This is a genomic window from Oscillatoria salina IIICB1, from assembly GCF_020144665.1.
GTDB lineage: Bacteria > Cyanobacteriota > Cyanobacteriia > Cyanobacteriales > SIO1D9 > IIICB1.
The window spans coordinates 1-15,308 of record NZ_JAAHBQ010000103.1 but is presented as its reverse complement, the minus strand read 5'-3'; the positions used below and the strand labels follow the sequence as shown (position 1 = coordinate 15,308).

Here is a 15,308-nt window from a genome sequence, read left to right as displayed (position 1 = left end):
CCTGATGTTACAGGCGTGGCGTAGCTTATGGGCGGTGAAAGAGCAATCTCTTTTTCGTAGCCAATCTGCAAACGTTGCTGACCCGCGATATCCCCCTTTTCCTGCTTCTAAGGGGTCTTTATTTTGAGGTAATACCTCACTAAATGGTTGGTTTATTAAATCAAAAGTTTCAAACCAATCTTTGTCTTTAGGTATAAATGGCAGGGCTAGACGTTTACCTGTTTTACCTTTTTCAATTACTAGAATTTTTTCGGTATTGGTTAGGTCATTAATGGCAGGAATAATCTTATCATTACCGCTATATTTAATAGTTTCTGATGATTCACTGTCACTATCATTATCAACTATGATGAATTCACCGTTTCGGATAACTACAGGATTGTCCCAGTTCATAATTGAGAAGGCTTCATGAACCCGTAACCCATATATGGCAAGGATACCGTAGAGACGAAGATTGCGACCGCTTCTGATTGCATTCCTTTTGCTATTCGCATTCTCGACAGTTTCTCTCCACATTATCTCCCAAGTATCCTCTATTTCTTTATCGCGCGGTAAATGGTCTTTATTCTTTTTAATTTCAATATTTTTCGCTTCTTTGTTCACCCAGATTGTGAATTTTATTGGTAATTCAAGCAAGGGTAAATTTCGTTTAAGAGTTTGGAGGTGGGTTCTTTTTAAGCTTCCACGCAGCTTAGTGTCAACAAGCCATTTCTCAAGTGCTTTGAATGTTATTGTCTCGTTGTTGCCTTCCCAAGGCTTGAAGCGGCAAAAACTATTCCTGTAAGCATGGTCGGGGTTTTTCAATTTATCTTTGCGCCCTTCCCAGTCACGGTTAATTACTTCCCAAGCGTCGTGAAAGGTTAGTTTCTGTTCTGTAGTTGCTGCGGTCGGTAATTGTTGGCGTTCTTTGGGTTTGCGTCCTATTAATTCGTCTTTCCAGTCATCGGTGTATGTGCCACTGGTTAACGCTTGGGTAATCTTAGTTGCTACTGTCTCAGCTTCTACCAGATGGCGCGTGTTGATTGCTTGGTTAGCACCCCCCCAACTATTGGTGACTGACATTCGTTTAGCTTTGCCGTTTGAGCCTAAGAGGGTAGGGTGACTGTACTGAATTTGCAGTACACCTTTCTTGATGACTAGCTTCGCTGTACTGCCATATTTACCTATCTGGGTGAGTCGTTCGTTAGCTTCGGTTACTAGGTGTGGAATGTTGTAACTACCGTCTTTGTGTACTTCTGAGGGTTTTATCGTCTTACTCATCTGTTACTCTCCTGTTATGTACTTTCTTATGTAACTCTTATGAATAATAGTATAGCAGAGTTACCTGTGTCGTTGGAAGGAAGACGAGAGTTAGAATAAGTAGCGAAGGTAGTTTGGAACAGAGTTGCGATCGCTTCCCGATCAAACAAAAAGACAAGGTTACTGCTTTTGGGCTTGATAGATGATAAATTGGTCAAATATTGCCAGTGTCTCAAATTCATAGTTGGGTACTAGTAGACCGACTGAGAGATTAGTCCGATAAATGCTGAAGACAATAAAGTTTTGGCGTTCTGTACTCCTACCAACGATCGCTTTCATTTGCGGACGCACTGTATCCACTAGGGTTTTACACTCACTTTCGAGAGAATTACCTAACTCAGAAGGGAGAATATCTTGCAACTGCTGAGGTGCTTGGGTGCAAACTTCTTGTTTGAGATAAGCTGATAACTGGGCAGCAGCGTATTCTTCATAAGCATCTCGACTAGGGTTAGTTAAAGCCATTGATACCCCTAGCCCACCCAAAGTTACACCAGCGATGGCCGCTACTACCTGCACGATTTTCATCTTGTTTTGCCCTATACTATTTTCTAGATCCAGCTTAACTAAATTGAAACTGGATTAATTGACCTGTAACGTGCTATACTAACTTAGGACGCGGCGAGCGTAGCCAAGTGGTTAAGGCAGTGGATTGTGGTTCCACCATTCGCGGGTTCAAGTCCCGTCGTTCGCCTTCTTTACTCAACAGACTTTTTCACCTAAATTACCGTAAATCAAGGGTTTCAGGTCATCTCCTCTTAACCCTTGTTTTGCTTGGTTCTACTAATATGAAATCGCTAAATGTTTGTTACAAATAGAGCCTCCTTATCTACTGCTTCCAAACGACTGACAGAAGCTTTATTAGGAAATTATTCTCAAACCAACCAAGCACCTATTTTTACTTTGCATAATAATCATTTTAGCCCCAATCAGGAAACAATTAATCTTCTTTGTCAAAATATTGTTTCTCATCTTCCTTGCTATGAATGTTATTTAGGGACAGAAGCTTATCAAAGTAGTTCTAATGCAAAAGATTTTATCGATTATTTGCTCAACCAAAATTTTTGAAATCGAATGGTGTTAATAATTTTCGATAATGAGCTTTTTTATTTTGACACTTAACTACTAATTTAGCATAACCAAGACAGAAAATCAACTTGGAAGTTGAATAATTTTCTCTGTTGATTGGTAATGAAAACCAACTAAACTGAAATCATAGAAAAAGAACTAGATGACTAAAATAAAATAGAATCATCGTAATTCAAAAAGATAATTTATCTAGAAGTTCGTGAAGTTCTAAACCTATATAGGGTTGCCAAACTGTTTGATAACTTCTTATTCTTATAAGTCGTTTTGCCGATAAACTCCTTATAGGAATATCTCCGTCAAAATCTTGTGGAATTCCGGTTAGATCGTAGCTTTTTTCAAAAGATTTAGGTTTAACTTTGTATCGATACAGAAATTCAAAGTCTATAATTTTCAATCCTTTTTCTCGATCTAAAAGCAAATTTTGAGGATGAAAATCAATCAGTGCATAACCAAGTTCGTAAAAAAAATAGAGAATTTCCATAGATTGCTGGACGATTTCTAAAGGAATCTGTTTGTTTTCGCTAGAAGTAAAATTTAGGGTATCTTGATAATAAGGGTAAATAACAAAAGAGCGAGCGCAATCTAGTAGAGGTGGTATTTCCGAGCGCAATTTACTTAATTCCTTCATTACAAATAATTCCCGTTGCAAAAATCTTTCACAACCGAGTCGGAACGTTTTTTTTACTGCTAACTTTTTTTGGTATTTAATTAACTCTACTTTAGCTCGTCTTGCTAAACCACTAGATAAATTTTTCAAGACTGGATAATGAGTAGCAAAAGATATTTTGATTTGCTTTATTTTTTGAAAAATACTATCGATATGATTAGGAAAGAATATTTGCAAAATAGTCCAAGCTTGTTCTGAATTTGCTGTTGAGTGCAGAATTTGAGCGCTATTACTAGTAACTTGAGGATGGTTCAAATATCTGTTAAGTTCTTTTGCCTTTAAAATTCTAGCATTATCTAGTTGGGCTGAAGTTGGCGGCAGAGGAAAAACATCAAAAGCAACGATTAAGATTCCGGATGATGCTAACAATTCTCGCTCTATTAATTCAGTCCAGCCAAGCTTATCTTTCAGTTTGTTGATTGCTGATAAATCACAAATTTGAGTAGTAAGTAGATAAAAGCCTTGCTGAATAATCAACTCAATAATCTGACTTTGCAGGTTTTTCTCTAGTCCTGTATTTTCAAGTAAAAAAATAGTTAGTCCTTTAAGCATAATGGGAATTTAAAATTGCGATCGCGTCTTTATTAGAAGTAGGTAATTTGAGTAACATTGACCCGGCTACATCGCTCAAATCTTATCTTAATTTCAATCGGGTACGAAAGAAGAATCTACTTCTAAAAAGCTGAAAATATCTTGGATCATTTCTAAACTATTTTCCTGGAGATCGTCATATAAGTAAACCCGAATTTGCCGAGTAGGGAACAAGTCGAAATATTGTTGCAATTTAGCATAATAAAATCCGATTCTCGGATACTGCAATCTTCGTAAAGAATTAGGATCTTGAAGACGTTGTTTTCCTGCTTCCCAAGCTAGGGCAAAATCCTGAATTGGCTCTACTCTGTCACGAATATTATGTAAAAATTTAGAATAAATTTTATCAACAGGATGGCGCAGCACGGCAATGAGTTTTGCCTGGGGGATATAATGTTTAATCCGATGGGGAGCATGAGGATCGAAAAGGTATTTTACAGAGGCTTCGCCAATAGCCTTTTCCTCCTTTACTCCTCGAAATAACCCTTGATATTCAACTAAATTAGCGATTTGGTACGAGCGAGTTTTCGCAGTAGAAGGCTGACCTTCTAGGGCAAAGAAACCAGGTTCTTTGACTGGACTCATATAAATTTCAGGATGCTGATTGAGATAGTAGTAAAGTGAGGTTGTGCCTGCTTTTGCTGAACCAATAATTAGAAAATTGGGAAAAAGGACGCAGTTTTTGTTTTGGGTAAATTTCATAATCATACAGAGGGAAAAATTGAGGTCAGTATTTTTCAGAATGACCAATTACACGAGCTTATTCTACCTAATATTTATCCGCCCTCAAAGCGCAACCTCACCAAGCAAATAAATTGCCACAAACTGATTAGGCAGTGAGTAAAGATTTGTCCTTCTGTTGTAGCCACTCAATTGCATGTTGTGGATAAAAACAAGCGACGACTAAATCGTAGACAAGTTTGCCACTTTCTGAGAGATAGAGTTGAGTACCATCATCTTCAATAACTTTATTGTCGTGTAAACGTTGGATTGTTTCACCGAAATCTTCTTCGATGTTAGAACCAAAAGCCTGCTGATAAATTGAGCGGTTGAGAGGTTTGCCATCTCCAATCGAGCGAGCGATAAATTGGGTTTTGCGATCGCCTAATTTAAGGGGAATTGTATCCTCGACAGGACTATTGCCATTTTCTACTCGTTGCAAATAAGTATTGAACTGTTGCGTATTGCGATAGAGAGTGTAGCCTAATTGAGAACGGGCGCTGACGCCAATCCCCAATTGATAGCCCATACCATCAGGATTAAAACAGGGTGCGCGATCGTGTTTTGCGAGGATCGTATCTAGGCGTTTGAAAGTATGCCAGCGCGTTTGGGTAAAGCCAAACTCTTCTGCTGTTTTCTTCACGAAAGCCCGCCAAGAAATTAATCGCTCTAAATTCCATCTTTCATTTTCCTCGATAAACTTAGTGACAGGGGTACGCTCGTTAGTCCGCAGGTTGTAGAGTGTAAAAGCATGAATTCCCTGTGAAGCGATCGCCTCGAAATTCTGCCGGAAACTGGCGTAGGTTTGACCGGGCAAACCATAGATCAGATCGATGTTGACAATTAATCCACTTTCGGCAAGTAATTTACAAGCTGCTAAGGCTTCTTCGGCGCTGTGACGACGGTTAACTGTATCGAGAACCTGCTGTTCGAGGCTTTGAATTCCCATACTCACCCGACCAATTTGGTGCTTCCGGAGGACTTCAATATGCTCCGGGGAAATCGACTCTGGGGACGTTTCTACCGTATGCACTTTACTGTCATCCCTAGGCATCCGCTCAAAAATGGTACTTAGAACTTCATCAAGTAGCTCAGGTGGCAGCGCAGTAGGCGTTCCCCCACCCATAAAAAGTTGATCGAGGGGCGTACCAGGCTCAACCCATGCTAATTCCTGTTTCAAGGCGCGAACATAACGCTGCATCTCCGGCAATCCCAACCCGACTCGTTTAGCAAAAAAGCAGTAGCTACAAACGTAATTGCAAAAGGGGATGTGAACGTAGAGCCGTAGCTTTTCAGTTTTCGGGCGCGTCCGTTCAGCAGTAGGACTAAGTTTGAAGGCTGGTACAGACATAGGATATTGACGCTCCACGCCCTATAAGGACGTGGATTCTTCATTCAACGAATCTTCGTTGGCTAACAGGATTTCTCCAACCAACCAAGAGGAAGTTTCTCCTGAAGCGTAGATTTTCGTGCGCCCCACGATATATAAAGCTTTTTGCAGAATGTTTATCGCCGCGTTCCAGTCCCGGTCGCAAACAAACCTACAATGATGACAAACATGAGTTCTCGTCGATAGAGATTTTTCTACTTTCTCTCCACAGTTGGAGCAGTTTTGAGAAGTATTATGGGGAGGAACAGCAATGGCTAATTTCCCATATTTGTCTGCAAAGTATTCTAACCATTGACGGAAAGTTGTCCATCCTGCATCCGTTATCGATTTAGCTAGACGACGATTCTTCACCATGCCTTTGACATTCAAATTTTCATAGGCGACCAAATCGTTAGATTGGATTAAACGGAGTGCAATTCTCTTGCAATACTCTTCTCGTTGCCTACTTACTTTTAAATGCTTTTTGGCAGATCGCTGTCTCGCTTTGTGATAATTATTGGACTGTGGCTTTTTGCCTTTGCGGTACTTATTTGATTTTCTGCGGTTGAGTCTATTAAGATGTTTTTCTGCTTTTCTATAGTATTGAGGAACTACTTCCGTATTCCCCTGACTATCAGCAATGAAAAACTTCAAACCCACATCAATTCCTACAGCCTTCTGAGTAGGAGTTAAAGGTTTTACGGTATCTCTGGGGTCTAATTTGATGGAAAATTGGACATAATATCCGTCTGCTCTCCTGACAATTCTGACCCGTTTAATTTGCTCTGGCTGAAAGTATTGAATGTCTCTAGAACCAATTAACTTTAGTCTCCCTATTCCTTTTTTATCGGTGAAGGTGATGTGTTTCTTGGTCTTTTCATCCAACTTCCAACCCGAAACTTTGTACTCTACAGAGCGTGAGTGCTTCTTGAACTTTGGATAGCCCTTTTTTCCTGGTTTTTGTTGTTTACAATTCTCGTAAAAACGAGTAATTGCTCTCAGTGTTCTCTCAACCGCAGTTTGACAAGCATGGGAGTTTAAGTCTTTGACAAATTCAAACTCATTTCTTAATGCTGTGTTGTATCTAAAGAGTTCAGCTTTACCTACACCTCTATTATCCATCCAGAAGCGAAGCACTTTATTTCGCACAAACTGACTTGTCCGAATCGCCTCTTCAATGGCAGCTACTTGTTGTGGCTTTGGCTTAACCTTGTACTCCAAGACCAACATTTGATCCTGACCACGTTAGTATCAAAATGGTAGCAGATTCAACCCAAAATAGCAACAAAAAGCCGTCCTCCGCTTCCCTAAAGGACGGGGCTTGAAACCCAAGATTTTCGGTCAAAAGAAGGCTTTGCTTATTAATTGTCAAACTTAGCAGATACCAAGAGTTTCATGATATAATAGTGAATTGTGTCGAATTAAAGAGAGATTATGCCGAAACTAAAAACTAAACGCTCGGCGGCAAAGCGTTTTCGCGTCACTGGCAATGGCAAAATTATGCGCCGCAAAGCTTACAAAAACCACTTATTACAGCATAAGTCTAGTCAGCGCAAACGTCGTTTGTCGAATATGGCAACGGTACACGAGCGCGATGAAGAAAATGTGCGTTTGATGATGCCATATATGTAAAGTCTTTAGTACCAGACTTTAGGGAAATTGTCAAGAAGAGTCAACCTTATTAGAACAAATAAACAACGACTATGACCAGAGTAAAACGCGGTAATGTAGCTCGCAAACGCCGCAAGAAAATTCTCAAATTAGCTAAAGGTTATCGAGGATCGCACTCGAAGCTGTTTCGCACAGCTAACCAACAGGTGATGAAAGCGTTGCGGAATGCTTATCGCGATCGCCGTCGTCGCAAGCGCGATTTTCGCCGTTTGTGGATTACACGGATTAATGCGGCTGCACGTCAAAATGGGATGAGCTACTCTCAGCTTATCGGTAAGCTGAAAAAGGCTGATATTCAGCTTAACCGCAAGATGTTAGCACATTTAGCAGTGTTAGATCCGGCAGCTTTTACTAAAGTTGTCGAAGTAGCTAGTCAAGCTGAGTAAGCAAATCGGTTGGATTTTAATGATTTTAGCAATCAGCCCGCTTTGGCGGGCTAGTTTTGTTTAGGGGATATCAATGACGATGATTAAGCAAAAAATTCTCAGCTTATCTATAGCGATCGCCGCTTTCACTTTACCTTACCTGACACCTTACTTAACAATTGCGGCGGAATTAGCTCAAATCGAACGCCGTGGTAAACTGATTGTGGCGGTGAAAGATAATCTCCGTCCTTTGGCTTTTACCGATGCAACAGGTAATTTACAAGGATTGGAAATTGAAATTGCAAAACGTTTAGCTGCTGAAATCCTCGGTAGTCCTGATGCGGTAGAATTACAACCAGTAACCAATCAAGAGCGGTTAAATGCAGTGATCGAAGGAAAAGTTGACATCGCGATCGCCAGAGTTACTTTTACCGCATCACGCGATCGCCTCGTTGATTTTAGCCCTTATTATTATCTTGATGGCACTGGTTTGGTTACTAAAGATCCGGCAATACAAACCTTTACTGACTTGCAAACCAGCACAATTGCTGTAATTCGCGCTTCTTCCACTATTGCTGTGATTAAGTATAGTTTACCCCAGGCTCGATTAGTTGGGGTTGATTCTTACCAAGAAGCATTGCAACTGTTAGAAACCAAAGAAGCTACAGCTTTTGCGGCTGACAAAAGTGTCTTGACAGGTTGGGTGCAAGAATATCCCCAGTATCGCTTACTTCCCGAACGTCTTTCCGGCGAACCCTTAGCAATTGTCATGCCCACAGGCTTACAGTATGCTAGTTTACGCCGGAAAGTCAACGAGGCGATCGCTAACTGGCAAAAATCTGGTTGGTTACAAGAACGGATTATCTATTGGGGTTTACCCTAAAATAAATCTTAGCAGACAACGATCGAAATAAATAAGATTCAGTTATGAACGAACTTCTTCCCCTAATTTATTTATCCGTTTTGCTAGTCATACTTGCCGGATCTGCCGTCTTTATTTTTCGCCAAGTTTTCCAAACTCGCAAAACTGAAACTAACTTATCTCAGCTACAAAAAAAGCTCAAACAAGAACAAGGTACGCCTCTAGAATACTATCAACTTGGTAGTATTTATCTCGATAAAAAACTTTTTGTCCAAGCTGCTAAACTTTTCCAAAAAGCTTTAAAATCTGGCAAAAAAGAGGAGCCAGAAAACCTCGCTCTCATTCATAACGCCCTCGGTTATGCTTACTTTGCTCAAGAACAGTACGACATGGCAATTCGCGAATACAAAGAAGCTGTTAAGAATAAAGCTGATTATATCACAGCTTTGAATAATCTTGCTAATGCCTACGAACGTAAAAAATTAACTGCTCAAGCTCTAGAAATTTATGAGCAAACACTCACTTACGCTCCTAATAATTCGGTTGCTAAACGTCGGGCAGAATCCTTACGCAAACGCCTCGTAACTTCTAATTAAGCATTTTTCCTCAGCTACAAAACTCCTAAAGAGTTTTGTAGTTAGATTAGGATTTGTTAAGTAACTTGGCAAAAGTGTTAAATATTGAAACGAAAATTGTAAATTGCTATCAAAACTGGGAATCATATAAATAGAAAGCCCGAGATTTGTCAAGCAAATCAATACCTCATTAGACATGATCTCAATATGTCGATACCCCAAAAAATAGCAATAACCAATCTAAACCCAGCAGTTGTGCCAATGCAAAGATTACAACTGAATCGTTCGCATTTTCAACGAATATCTGCTTGTATACCAGGGGTAGTTTATCAGTTTTTGCAACGAAAAGATGGTACTGTTGATTTTACTTTTATTAGTCCTAGCTGTCAAGAATTATTTGAATTAGAAGCTCAAACAATAAAAGCAAATGCTGAGACTTTAATTAATTTGATTCACCCTCAAGATCGAGAGGCTTTTGCGAAATCGGTAGTTAAAGCAGCCGAAAATTTAGCAGCTTGGGAATGGGAAGGAAGATTTGTCCTTCATTCAGGTAAAATTATTTGGATTCAAGCAGCTTCGCGACCGGAAAAACAGCCAAACGGAGATCTTCTCTGGGATGGTCTGTTAATGAATATCACTGAAAGAAAACAGATCGAAGCTCAATTAAAAACCTCTCAATCATTTTTACAAAATGTGATTAACGGAATTAGCGATCCAGTATTTGTCAAAGATGAAAAGCATCGTTTTGTCCTTTTAAATGAAGCTTTTTGTAAATTTACGGGTGTAGTTAGAGAAGAATTAATTGGCAAAACCGATCGCGAATTTTTTTCTTTCCCAGAAGCAAAATTTTTGAGCGAGAAAGACGAAGAGGTACTAAAAACGGGAGTTGAAAACACAAACGAAGAAAGTTTTACCGATCGCGCGGGGAATACCTACATTATCTCAACCAAAAAATCTTGTTTTATTGATGAAGCAGGAAATAAATTTTTAGTAGGGACAATTCGAGATATTAGCGATCGCGTTTCGACGGAAATTGCTTTACGAGAATCCAGCCGTCATACCCTGAATATGCTTGAAAGTATTACTGACGCTTTTATCAGCATTAATCAAGATTGGGAAATAACTTATCTTAACTCTCAAGCAGCGTCAGTATTGCAAAGTCCTAGCGCAGAACTTTTAGGTCAAAATCTGTGGGTAGTTTTTCCCCAAGCAGTAGGATCGAAATTTTATCGGGAATATCACCGCGCAATTAAAGAGCAAGTTTCAGTTACTTTTGAAGAATACTATCAGCCTTTAAATGCTTGGTTGGAAGTTAGAGCATATCCGGGAGTAGAAGGACTCTCAATTTTCTTTCAAGATATCACCGAACGGAAACAGACAGAAGAAGAACGCGATCGCTTCTTTTGTGTATCCCTCGATTTACTGGGAATCGCTGGAGTAGATGGTTATTTCAAGCGCGTAAATCCCGCAGTTACCACAATTCTCGGTTACACGGCTGAGGAATTTCTCGCTCATCCCTTCATTTATTTCGTTCATCCCGAGGATCGCAGTGCAACTTTAGTTGAAATCAGTAACTTATCGCGAGGTATTCCCACTCTCTACTTTGAAAATCGCTATCGTACTAAAGATGGTAGTTACAAGTGGTTAGCTTGGAAATCAGCCTTAGAAGCAAATACCGGACTTATTTATACCGCAGCTAGGGATATTACCGAACAAAAACAAGCACAGGTTAAGCTCAAACGGCTCAATGAAGAATTAGAATCTAGGGTACAGGAACGTACGATTGAATTAAGTCAAGTAGTTTCCCAACTACAACAGGAAATTAGCGATCGCACTTCCGTCGAAAAAGCCCTGCGCGAAAGTGAAGAACGTTTTCGTGCTACTTTTGAACAAGCAGCCGTGGGAATTGCTCATGCAGATACTTCCGGAAAGTTTTTCTGGGTAAATCGAAAATTCTGCGAAATTGTTGGTTACACACCCGAAGAATTATACGAACTGAATTTTCAAGAAATTACTCACCCAGACGACGTTCAATTAGATCGAGAAAATGTCCAACGGTTGTTAAAAGGTGAAAGAGCGACATTTACCCATGAAAAACGCTATATCCGCAACGATCGTTCGATTGTTTGGGTAAATCTTACCGTCTCAATGGTGCGAGAAGCTCGCGGAAAACCAAAATACTTTGTTGGTGTAATTGAAAATATTAGCGATCGCAAATTTGCGGAAATCGCTTTGCAGCGATCGGAAGCACAACTGCACCGCAAAGCCGAACTACTCGAACAAACACTTCACGAACTTCGCTCCTACCAAACTCAACTCGTCCAAAGCGAAAAAATGTCCAGCCTCGGACAGTTGGTTGCAGGAGTCGCTCACGAACTTAACAACCCAGTTAGCTTTATTTATGGTAACTTAGTTCACGTCCAAGAGTATACCCAAGACTTAACAGATTTACTCGAACTTTATCAAAGTTATTATCCTCGTCCAGAAAAAGCAATCCAAGACGCGATCGCCGATAAAGATTTAGACTTTATTTTAGAAGACTTACCCAAACTCCTAAATTCAATGAAAGTCGGAGCTAATCGGATCCGCGAAATAGTGCTTAGTTTGCGTACCTTTTCTCGCCTCGACGAAGCTCAATTTAAAGAAGTCGATCTCCATTCAGGTATCGACAGCAGTTTGATGATTTTGCAAAGTGGTTTTCAAGAAAAGTTTCCTCATACCACCATTGAAATTATTAAAAATTACGGCAAACTACCTTTGGTTGAGTGTTATCCCGGACAACTAAATCAAGCATTTATGAACATCCTCACTAATGCAATTGATGCTTTGCAAGAACAGTCTTTACTCAAAAGTCAAAAACAAGATGTTGCTGATGACAATTTACAACTACAAATTCATACTTGTTTAGTTGATGAATCTCACGTCCAAATTCGGATTGTAGATAATGGAATAGGTATCTCCCCAGAAGTCCAAAAATACATTTTTGACCCCTTCTTTACAACTAAACCCGTAGGAAAAGGTACGGGACTGGGTTTAGCTATTTCTCATCAAATTATCGTCGGAACTCACAAAGGACAATTATCTTGCTTTTCTACTCCCGGACAGGGAACTGAATTTATTATCGAAATTCCCAGCAAAAGTGCCAGAAAAGCTTCTAATTAGTTAGATTTTACCTTATTATATTAGTATCCCAACCACTTTTGATTGAGAAAATGGCTAAAGAATACGGAGTTGAGGCGGTTTCTACGCAGCAATGTACGATTGAACATCATTATTGGATTTGGTTGTCGAAGCATTATGATTTGACTGTTTCTGAGTAGAAGTTTTGGCTTTTTTTCTTGCGCTTTGCTTTCGTTTCTGCTATAATTTTCTTTATAATGGAGATATGTGTGATTATTTATGACTGATTATATTACCATTATAAATAGGCTCAGTAAGAAAATATCATTAATTAAGCAAAAAAGTCAAGCTAATTGACTGAAAAATTAAGCTTTAACTCGAACTTGAAAAAATCAAAGCTAAAGCTTAATTAGTTTACGGTTTAATCAATTGTTGTCGTGCTTCAAAAGAGCGATAATTAGCAATTAATCTAGCTCTTTCCAAGGGAGGATAGATAGTTAAAGCAACTAAAGGTAAACCGATCGCGATTGTCGCAGTAGCGATCGCCGGATGCAACCAACCAACTTGACCACCTAAGCCCAAAGTAACACCCCAAGCCACACTCAAACAAGAAACCGCGATCGCCAAACTCCGACTAAAGCCTCGTTGATGACAAATTTGAGCAATTTTATTACCTTGAAAAACCGCCAGAAACAGCACCACATCTACCAAAGCCAAACTTGCCGTCGTTGTTTCACCAGTACGAAAAGAAGCCCCAAAGCGCACCGCAAACCAAGCCACAACACCAGCAATTAGAAAAGCAACAACTTTGTCAAGTAATCGATACTTAACTTTAAATTTAGTCCGCAAATGAGTAACCAAAGACGCGATCGCACCCGAAGCAACAGCCGCAGTCAGCCCAAAAATAGCGACAAAAACCGAGACAAAAACCGCGACAAACAAGCCCATCGAGCCACTTTCCGCAACTAGATCGGACCAAGCGATCGCCTGCCACCAAGCCGCGATCGCGCTACAAAAAACCAACAACCCCAAAGAAGCCAAAGGTAACTTTTTCTTTCGTAAAGGAACGGTCGCAGTTTGCAAATTAACTTTAACTAACTGTTCTTGAGGATGAGAATTAGTAGATAACAATAAATCTCGTTCATAAAAGCGATCGGCTTGTAAATAGCGAGTATCCACTGTCACCCGACAGCGAAAATAATTAGCTTGAAAACTTACTTGACTAAAAGAAATCCAACTATGGCGAGAATTAATTGGTACAGGATCGTTTTCATGAGGTACAACCCGCCACATTCCTTGTAAAATCGTCTCCGGAACCGAATTACTTACCTCAACAATTTGAGTTAACTTTTCCCCCAACTTTTTCGCTTGAAAATCCAACCTCACCTGACTTAAATCTGCCACAGGAGTCCGTACCACATAAACTGGTTGAACCGCAGAAAGAGCAGCCGCCGCATTCGCAAAACGATCCTTAACCTTCAATTGCACCATCTTTTCCAACCAAGCAATCCAACTCAGACTAAAGCGAGGAACAAGATGTTGAAAATTCAGGCGATAATCATCATCAATTAAATTACAAATATCAGCACTTTTCGTTCCCGTCAGCAAACAAATTAAAGTTGCACCCAGTCCATACAAATCAGAAGCTTCCGTTAGCTGACGGTGAAATAACTGTTCTGGAGCCATAAACCCCAGCGTCCCCTTCGCCACACTACTCATCGTAACTTCCCCCGTACCAATGCTTGCCAAGCCAAAATCCACCAGATAGACATTAATTTCGTCATCTACCAAAATATTGTCCGGTTTAAGATCGCGATGAATCACAGGAGGAATGCGATTTTGGAGATAAACCAGAATTTCTAAGACTGAAACCGCAATTTGCTTAATCTCCTCCGGCGAAAAACTGCGAGGTACAGCCAAAGAAGAAGCATTTTTATATTCTTGGACCAGACAAAAGCCATTCTCAGTGGGAAAAGAATCCAAATAACGAGGGATACCCGGATGATTTAGTCCTCGCAGCACTTGAATTTCGCGTTGATAAGTATCATAATCTGACCAACGAGTATCGCCCGCCGCAAACTGAAACTGCTTAATCGCCACCGACTGCTGATTTCGTGAAGATATCGCCTCGTAAGTCACTCGACCATGAGTACGATTTAGTCCTAATTCTCGAACTAGCTGATAACCCTGGTTAGAAAAATCTGGTAAATTACTCATAGAGAAGGAAGATCGACCCTTTGGGTTTTGTTCACCTTCCACTACGATAACTCTAACCAAAGGTTGTTGTTTGTTCTTTTTTGAGAACTAGGAATTTAATTAAAGAAATCGCGATCGCGGGAAATTAGTAACGTAGTAGAGGTGACATACTCCCACGCCAACCTTAAGGTATGGCGTGGGCTTCTCGTTTCGCAGTCCCGCTATTGCGTCGGACTCCACGAGCTTTAAGGACGGAATGCCCTGCCGCCCTATTTTTTATATTTATCGCAGCATTTAAGTCGCGGTCTATTTCTATGCCGCAATGTGGGCAAGAATGAGTTCTTTGCGACAATTCTTTCGGGACTTTTTCACCACAATTAGAGCAATCTTGACTGGTATTTTGAGGGTTCACAGCTATAGTTTTCCGTCCAGCCTTCTCAGCTTTGACAGTTAAAATAGTTAGGAATTGCCCCCATCCAGCATCGTTAATTGACTTGCTCAATCTTGTTTTTGCCAGCCCTTTAATATTTAAGTTTTCGTGAGCGATAGCCTCAGCTTTTGATAATAACTCATTGGCGGTTTTGAAATGAAAATCCTTACGCTTGTCGGCAATTTTTTTATGTTGTTTAGCCACAGCTTTGACAGCTTTTAGCCATCTTTTGCTGCCATTTTTCTGGCGAGATAAACGCTTTTGTAGAGTTTTTAATCGCTTCTGAGACTTTCGATAGTATTGAGGGATTGGAACCGACTCTCCTTCACTTGTTACCAGAAAGTCAAAGCAATATTT

14 protein-coding genes and 1 tRNA gene are annotated in these 15,308 nt (G+C 40.1%); 7 read left to right on the top strand and 8 right to left on the bottom strand.

Features of this window, described 5'->3' with window-relative positions; translation table 11 throughout:
* Both G3T18_RS22315 and G3T18_RS22310 read right to left on the bottom strand, forming a co-directional pair.
* The coding region (locus G3T18_RS22315) for a hypothetical protein (RefSeq protein ID WP_224412802.1) at window positions 1-1,260 on the bottom strand (1,260 nt) is incomplete at its 3' end.
* A 159-nt stretch (window positions 1,261-1,419) separates the two neighbouring features.
* Window positions 1,420-1,824 (bottom strand): DUF4359 domain-containing protein, encoded by a 405-nt coding sequence (locus tag G3T18_RS22310; RefSeq protein ID WP_224412801.1) that lies wholly within the window; start codon window positions 1,822-1,824, stop codon window positions 1,420-1,422.
* 93 nt (window positions 1,825-1,917) lie between these two features.
* Here G3T18_RS22310 and G3T18_RS22305 point away from each other — a divergent pair.
* Window positions 1,918-1,990, top strand: a tRNA-His gene (locus G3T18_RS22305).
* A 107-nt stretch (window positions 1,991-2,097) separates the two neighbouring features.
* On the top strand, window positions 2,098-2,364 hold the full coding sequence (locus G3T18_RS22300) for a hypothetical protein (RefSeq protein ID WP_224412800.1): 267 nt from the start codon (window positions 2,098-2,100) through the stop codon (window positions 2,362-2,364).
* A 193-nt stretch (window positions 2,365-2,557) separates the two neighbouring features.
* On the opposite strand, the gene G3T18_RS22295 is transcribed toward G3T18_RS22300, so the two are convergent.
* The 4 genes from G3T18_RS22295 to G3T18_RS22280 form a co-directional block, all read right to left on the bottom strand.
* Window positions 2,558-3,604, bottom strand: a complete 1,047-nt coding sequence (locus G3T18_RS22295; protein WP_224412799.1) for a protein kinase family protein — start codon at window positions 3,602-3,604, stop codon at window positions 2,558-2,560.
* Window positions 3,605-3,697: 93 nt separating this feature from the next.
* The gene (locus tag G3T18_RS22290; RefSeq protein WP_224412798.1) at window positions 3,698-4,345 is read right to left on the bottom strand and encodes a sulfotransferase; all 648 of its coding nucleotides are present in this window, start codon (window positions 4,343-4,345) and stop codon (window positions 3,698-3,700) included.
* A 127-nt stretch (window positions 4,346-4,472) separates the two neighbouring features.
* Window positions 4,473-5,714, bottom strand: coding sequence for a coproporphyrinogen-III oxidase family protein (locus G3T18_RS22285; protein WP_224412797.1), 1,242 nt, complete (start codon window positions 5,712-5,714; stop codon window positions 4,473-4,475).
* Window positions 5,715-5,735: 21 nt separating this feature from the next.
* A complete protein-coding gene (locus tag G3T18_RS22280) occupies window positions 5,736-6,962 on the bottom strand; it encodes an RNA-guided endonuclease InsQ/TnpB family protein (RefSeq protein WP_224412796.1) in 1,227 nt (408 codons plus the stop codon).
* A 204-nt stretch (window positions 6,963-7,166) separates the two neighbouring features.
* Here G3T18_RS22280 and rpmI point away from each other — a divergent pair, with 204 nt between their 5' ends.
* From rpmI to G3T18_RS22255, 5 genes are all read left to right on the top strand, one after another.
* Window positions 7,167-7,364, top strand: coding sequence for a 50S ribosomal protein L35 (gene rpmI, locus G3T18_RS22275; RefSeq protein ID WP_224412795.1), 198 nt, complete (start codon window positions 7,167-7,169; stop codon window positions 7,362-7,364).
* 71 nt (window positions 7,365-7,435) lie between these two features.
* Window positions 7,436-7,789, top strand: a complete 354-nt coding sequence (rplT, locus tag G3T18_RS22270) for a 50S ribosomal protein L20 (RefSeq protein ID WP_224412794.1) — start codon at window positions 7,436-7,438, stop codon at window positions 7,787-7,789.
* A gap of 73 nt (window positions 7,790-7,862) precedes the next feature.
* On the top strand, window positions 7,863-8,651 hold the full coding sequence (locus G3T18_RS22265) for a transporter substrate-binding domain-containing protein (RefSeq protein WP_224412793.1): 789 nt from the start codon (window positions 7,863-7,865) through the stop codon (window positions 8,649-8,651).
* Between the two features lie 44 nt (window positions 8,652-8,695).
* A complete protein-coding gene (locus G3T18_RS22260; protein WP_224412792.1) occupies window positions 8,696-9,226 on the top strand; it encodes a tetratricopeptide repeat protein in 531 nt (176 codons plus the stop codon).
* 240 nt (window positions 9,227-9,466) lie between these two features.
* Window positions 9,467-12,367 (top strand): PAS domain S-box protein, encoded by a 2,901-nt coding sequence (locus G3T18_RS22255; RefSeq protein WP_224412803.1) that lies wholly within the window; start codon window positions 9,467-9,469, stop codon window positions 12,365-12,367.
* A gap of 372 nt (window positions 12,368-12,739) precedes the next feature.
* Here G3T18_RS22255 and G3T18_RS22250 read toward each other — a convergent pair whose 3' ends face one another.
* Together G3T18_RS22250 and G3T18_RS22245 are read right to left on the bottom strand one after the other, a co-directional pair.
* Window positions 12,740-14,542 carry a serine/threonine protein kinase gene (locus G3T18_RS22250; RefSeq protein WP_224412791.1) on the bottom strand — a complete coding sequence of 601 codons (1,803 nt, stop codon included), beginning with the start codon at window positions 14,540-14,542 and terminating at the stop codon, window positions 12,740-12,742.
* Window positions 14,543-14,705: 163 nt separating this feature from the next.
* Window positions 14,706-15,308 (bottom strand): RNA-guided endonuclease InsQ/TnpB family protein (locus tag G3T18_RS22245; protein WP_224412790.1); only part of this gene is annotated, 603 nt, incomplete at its 5' end.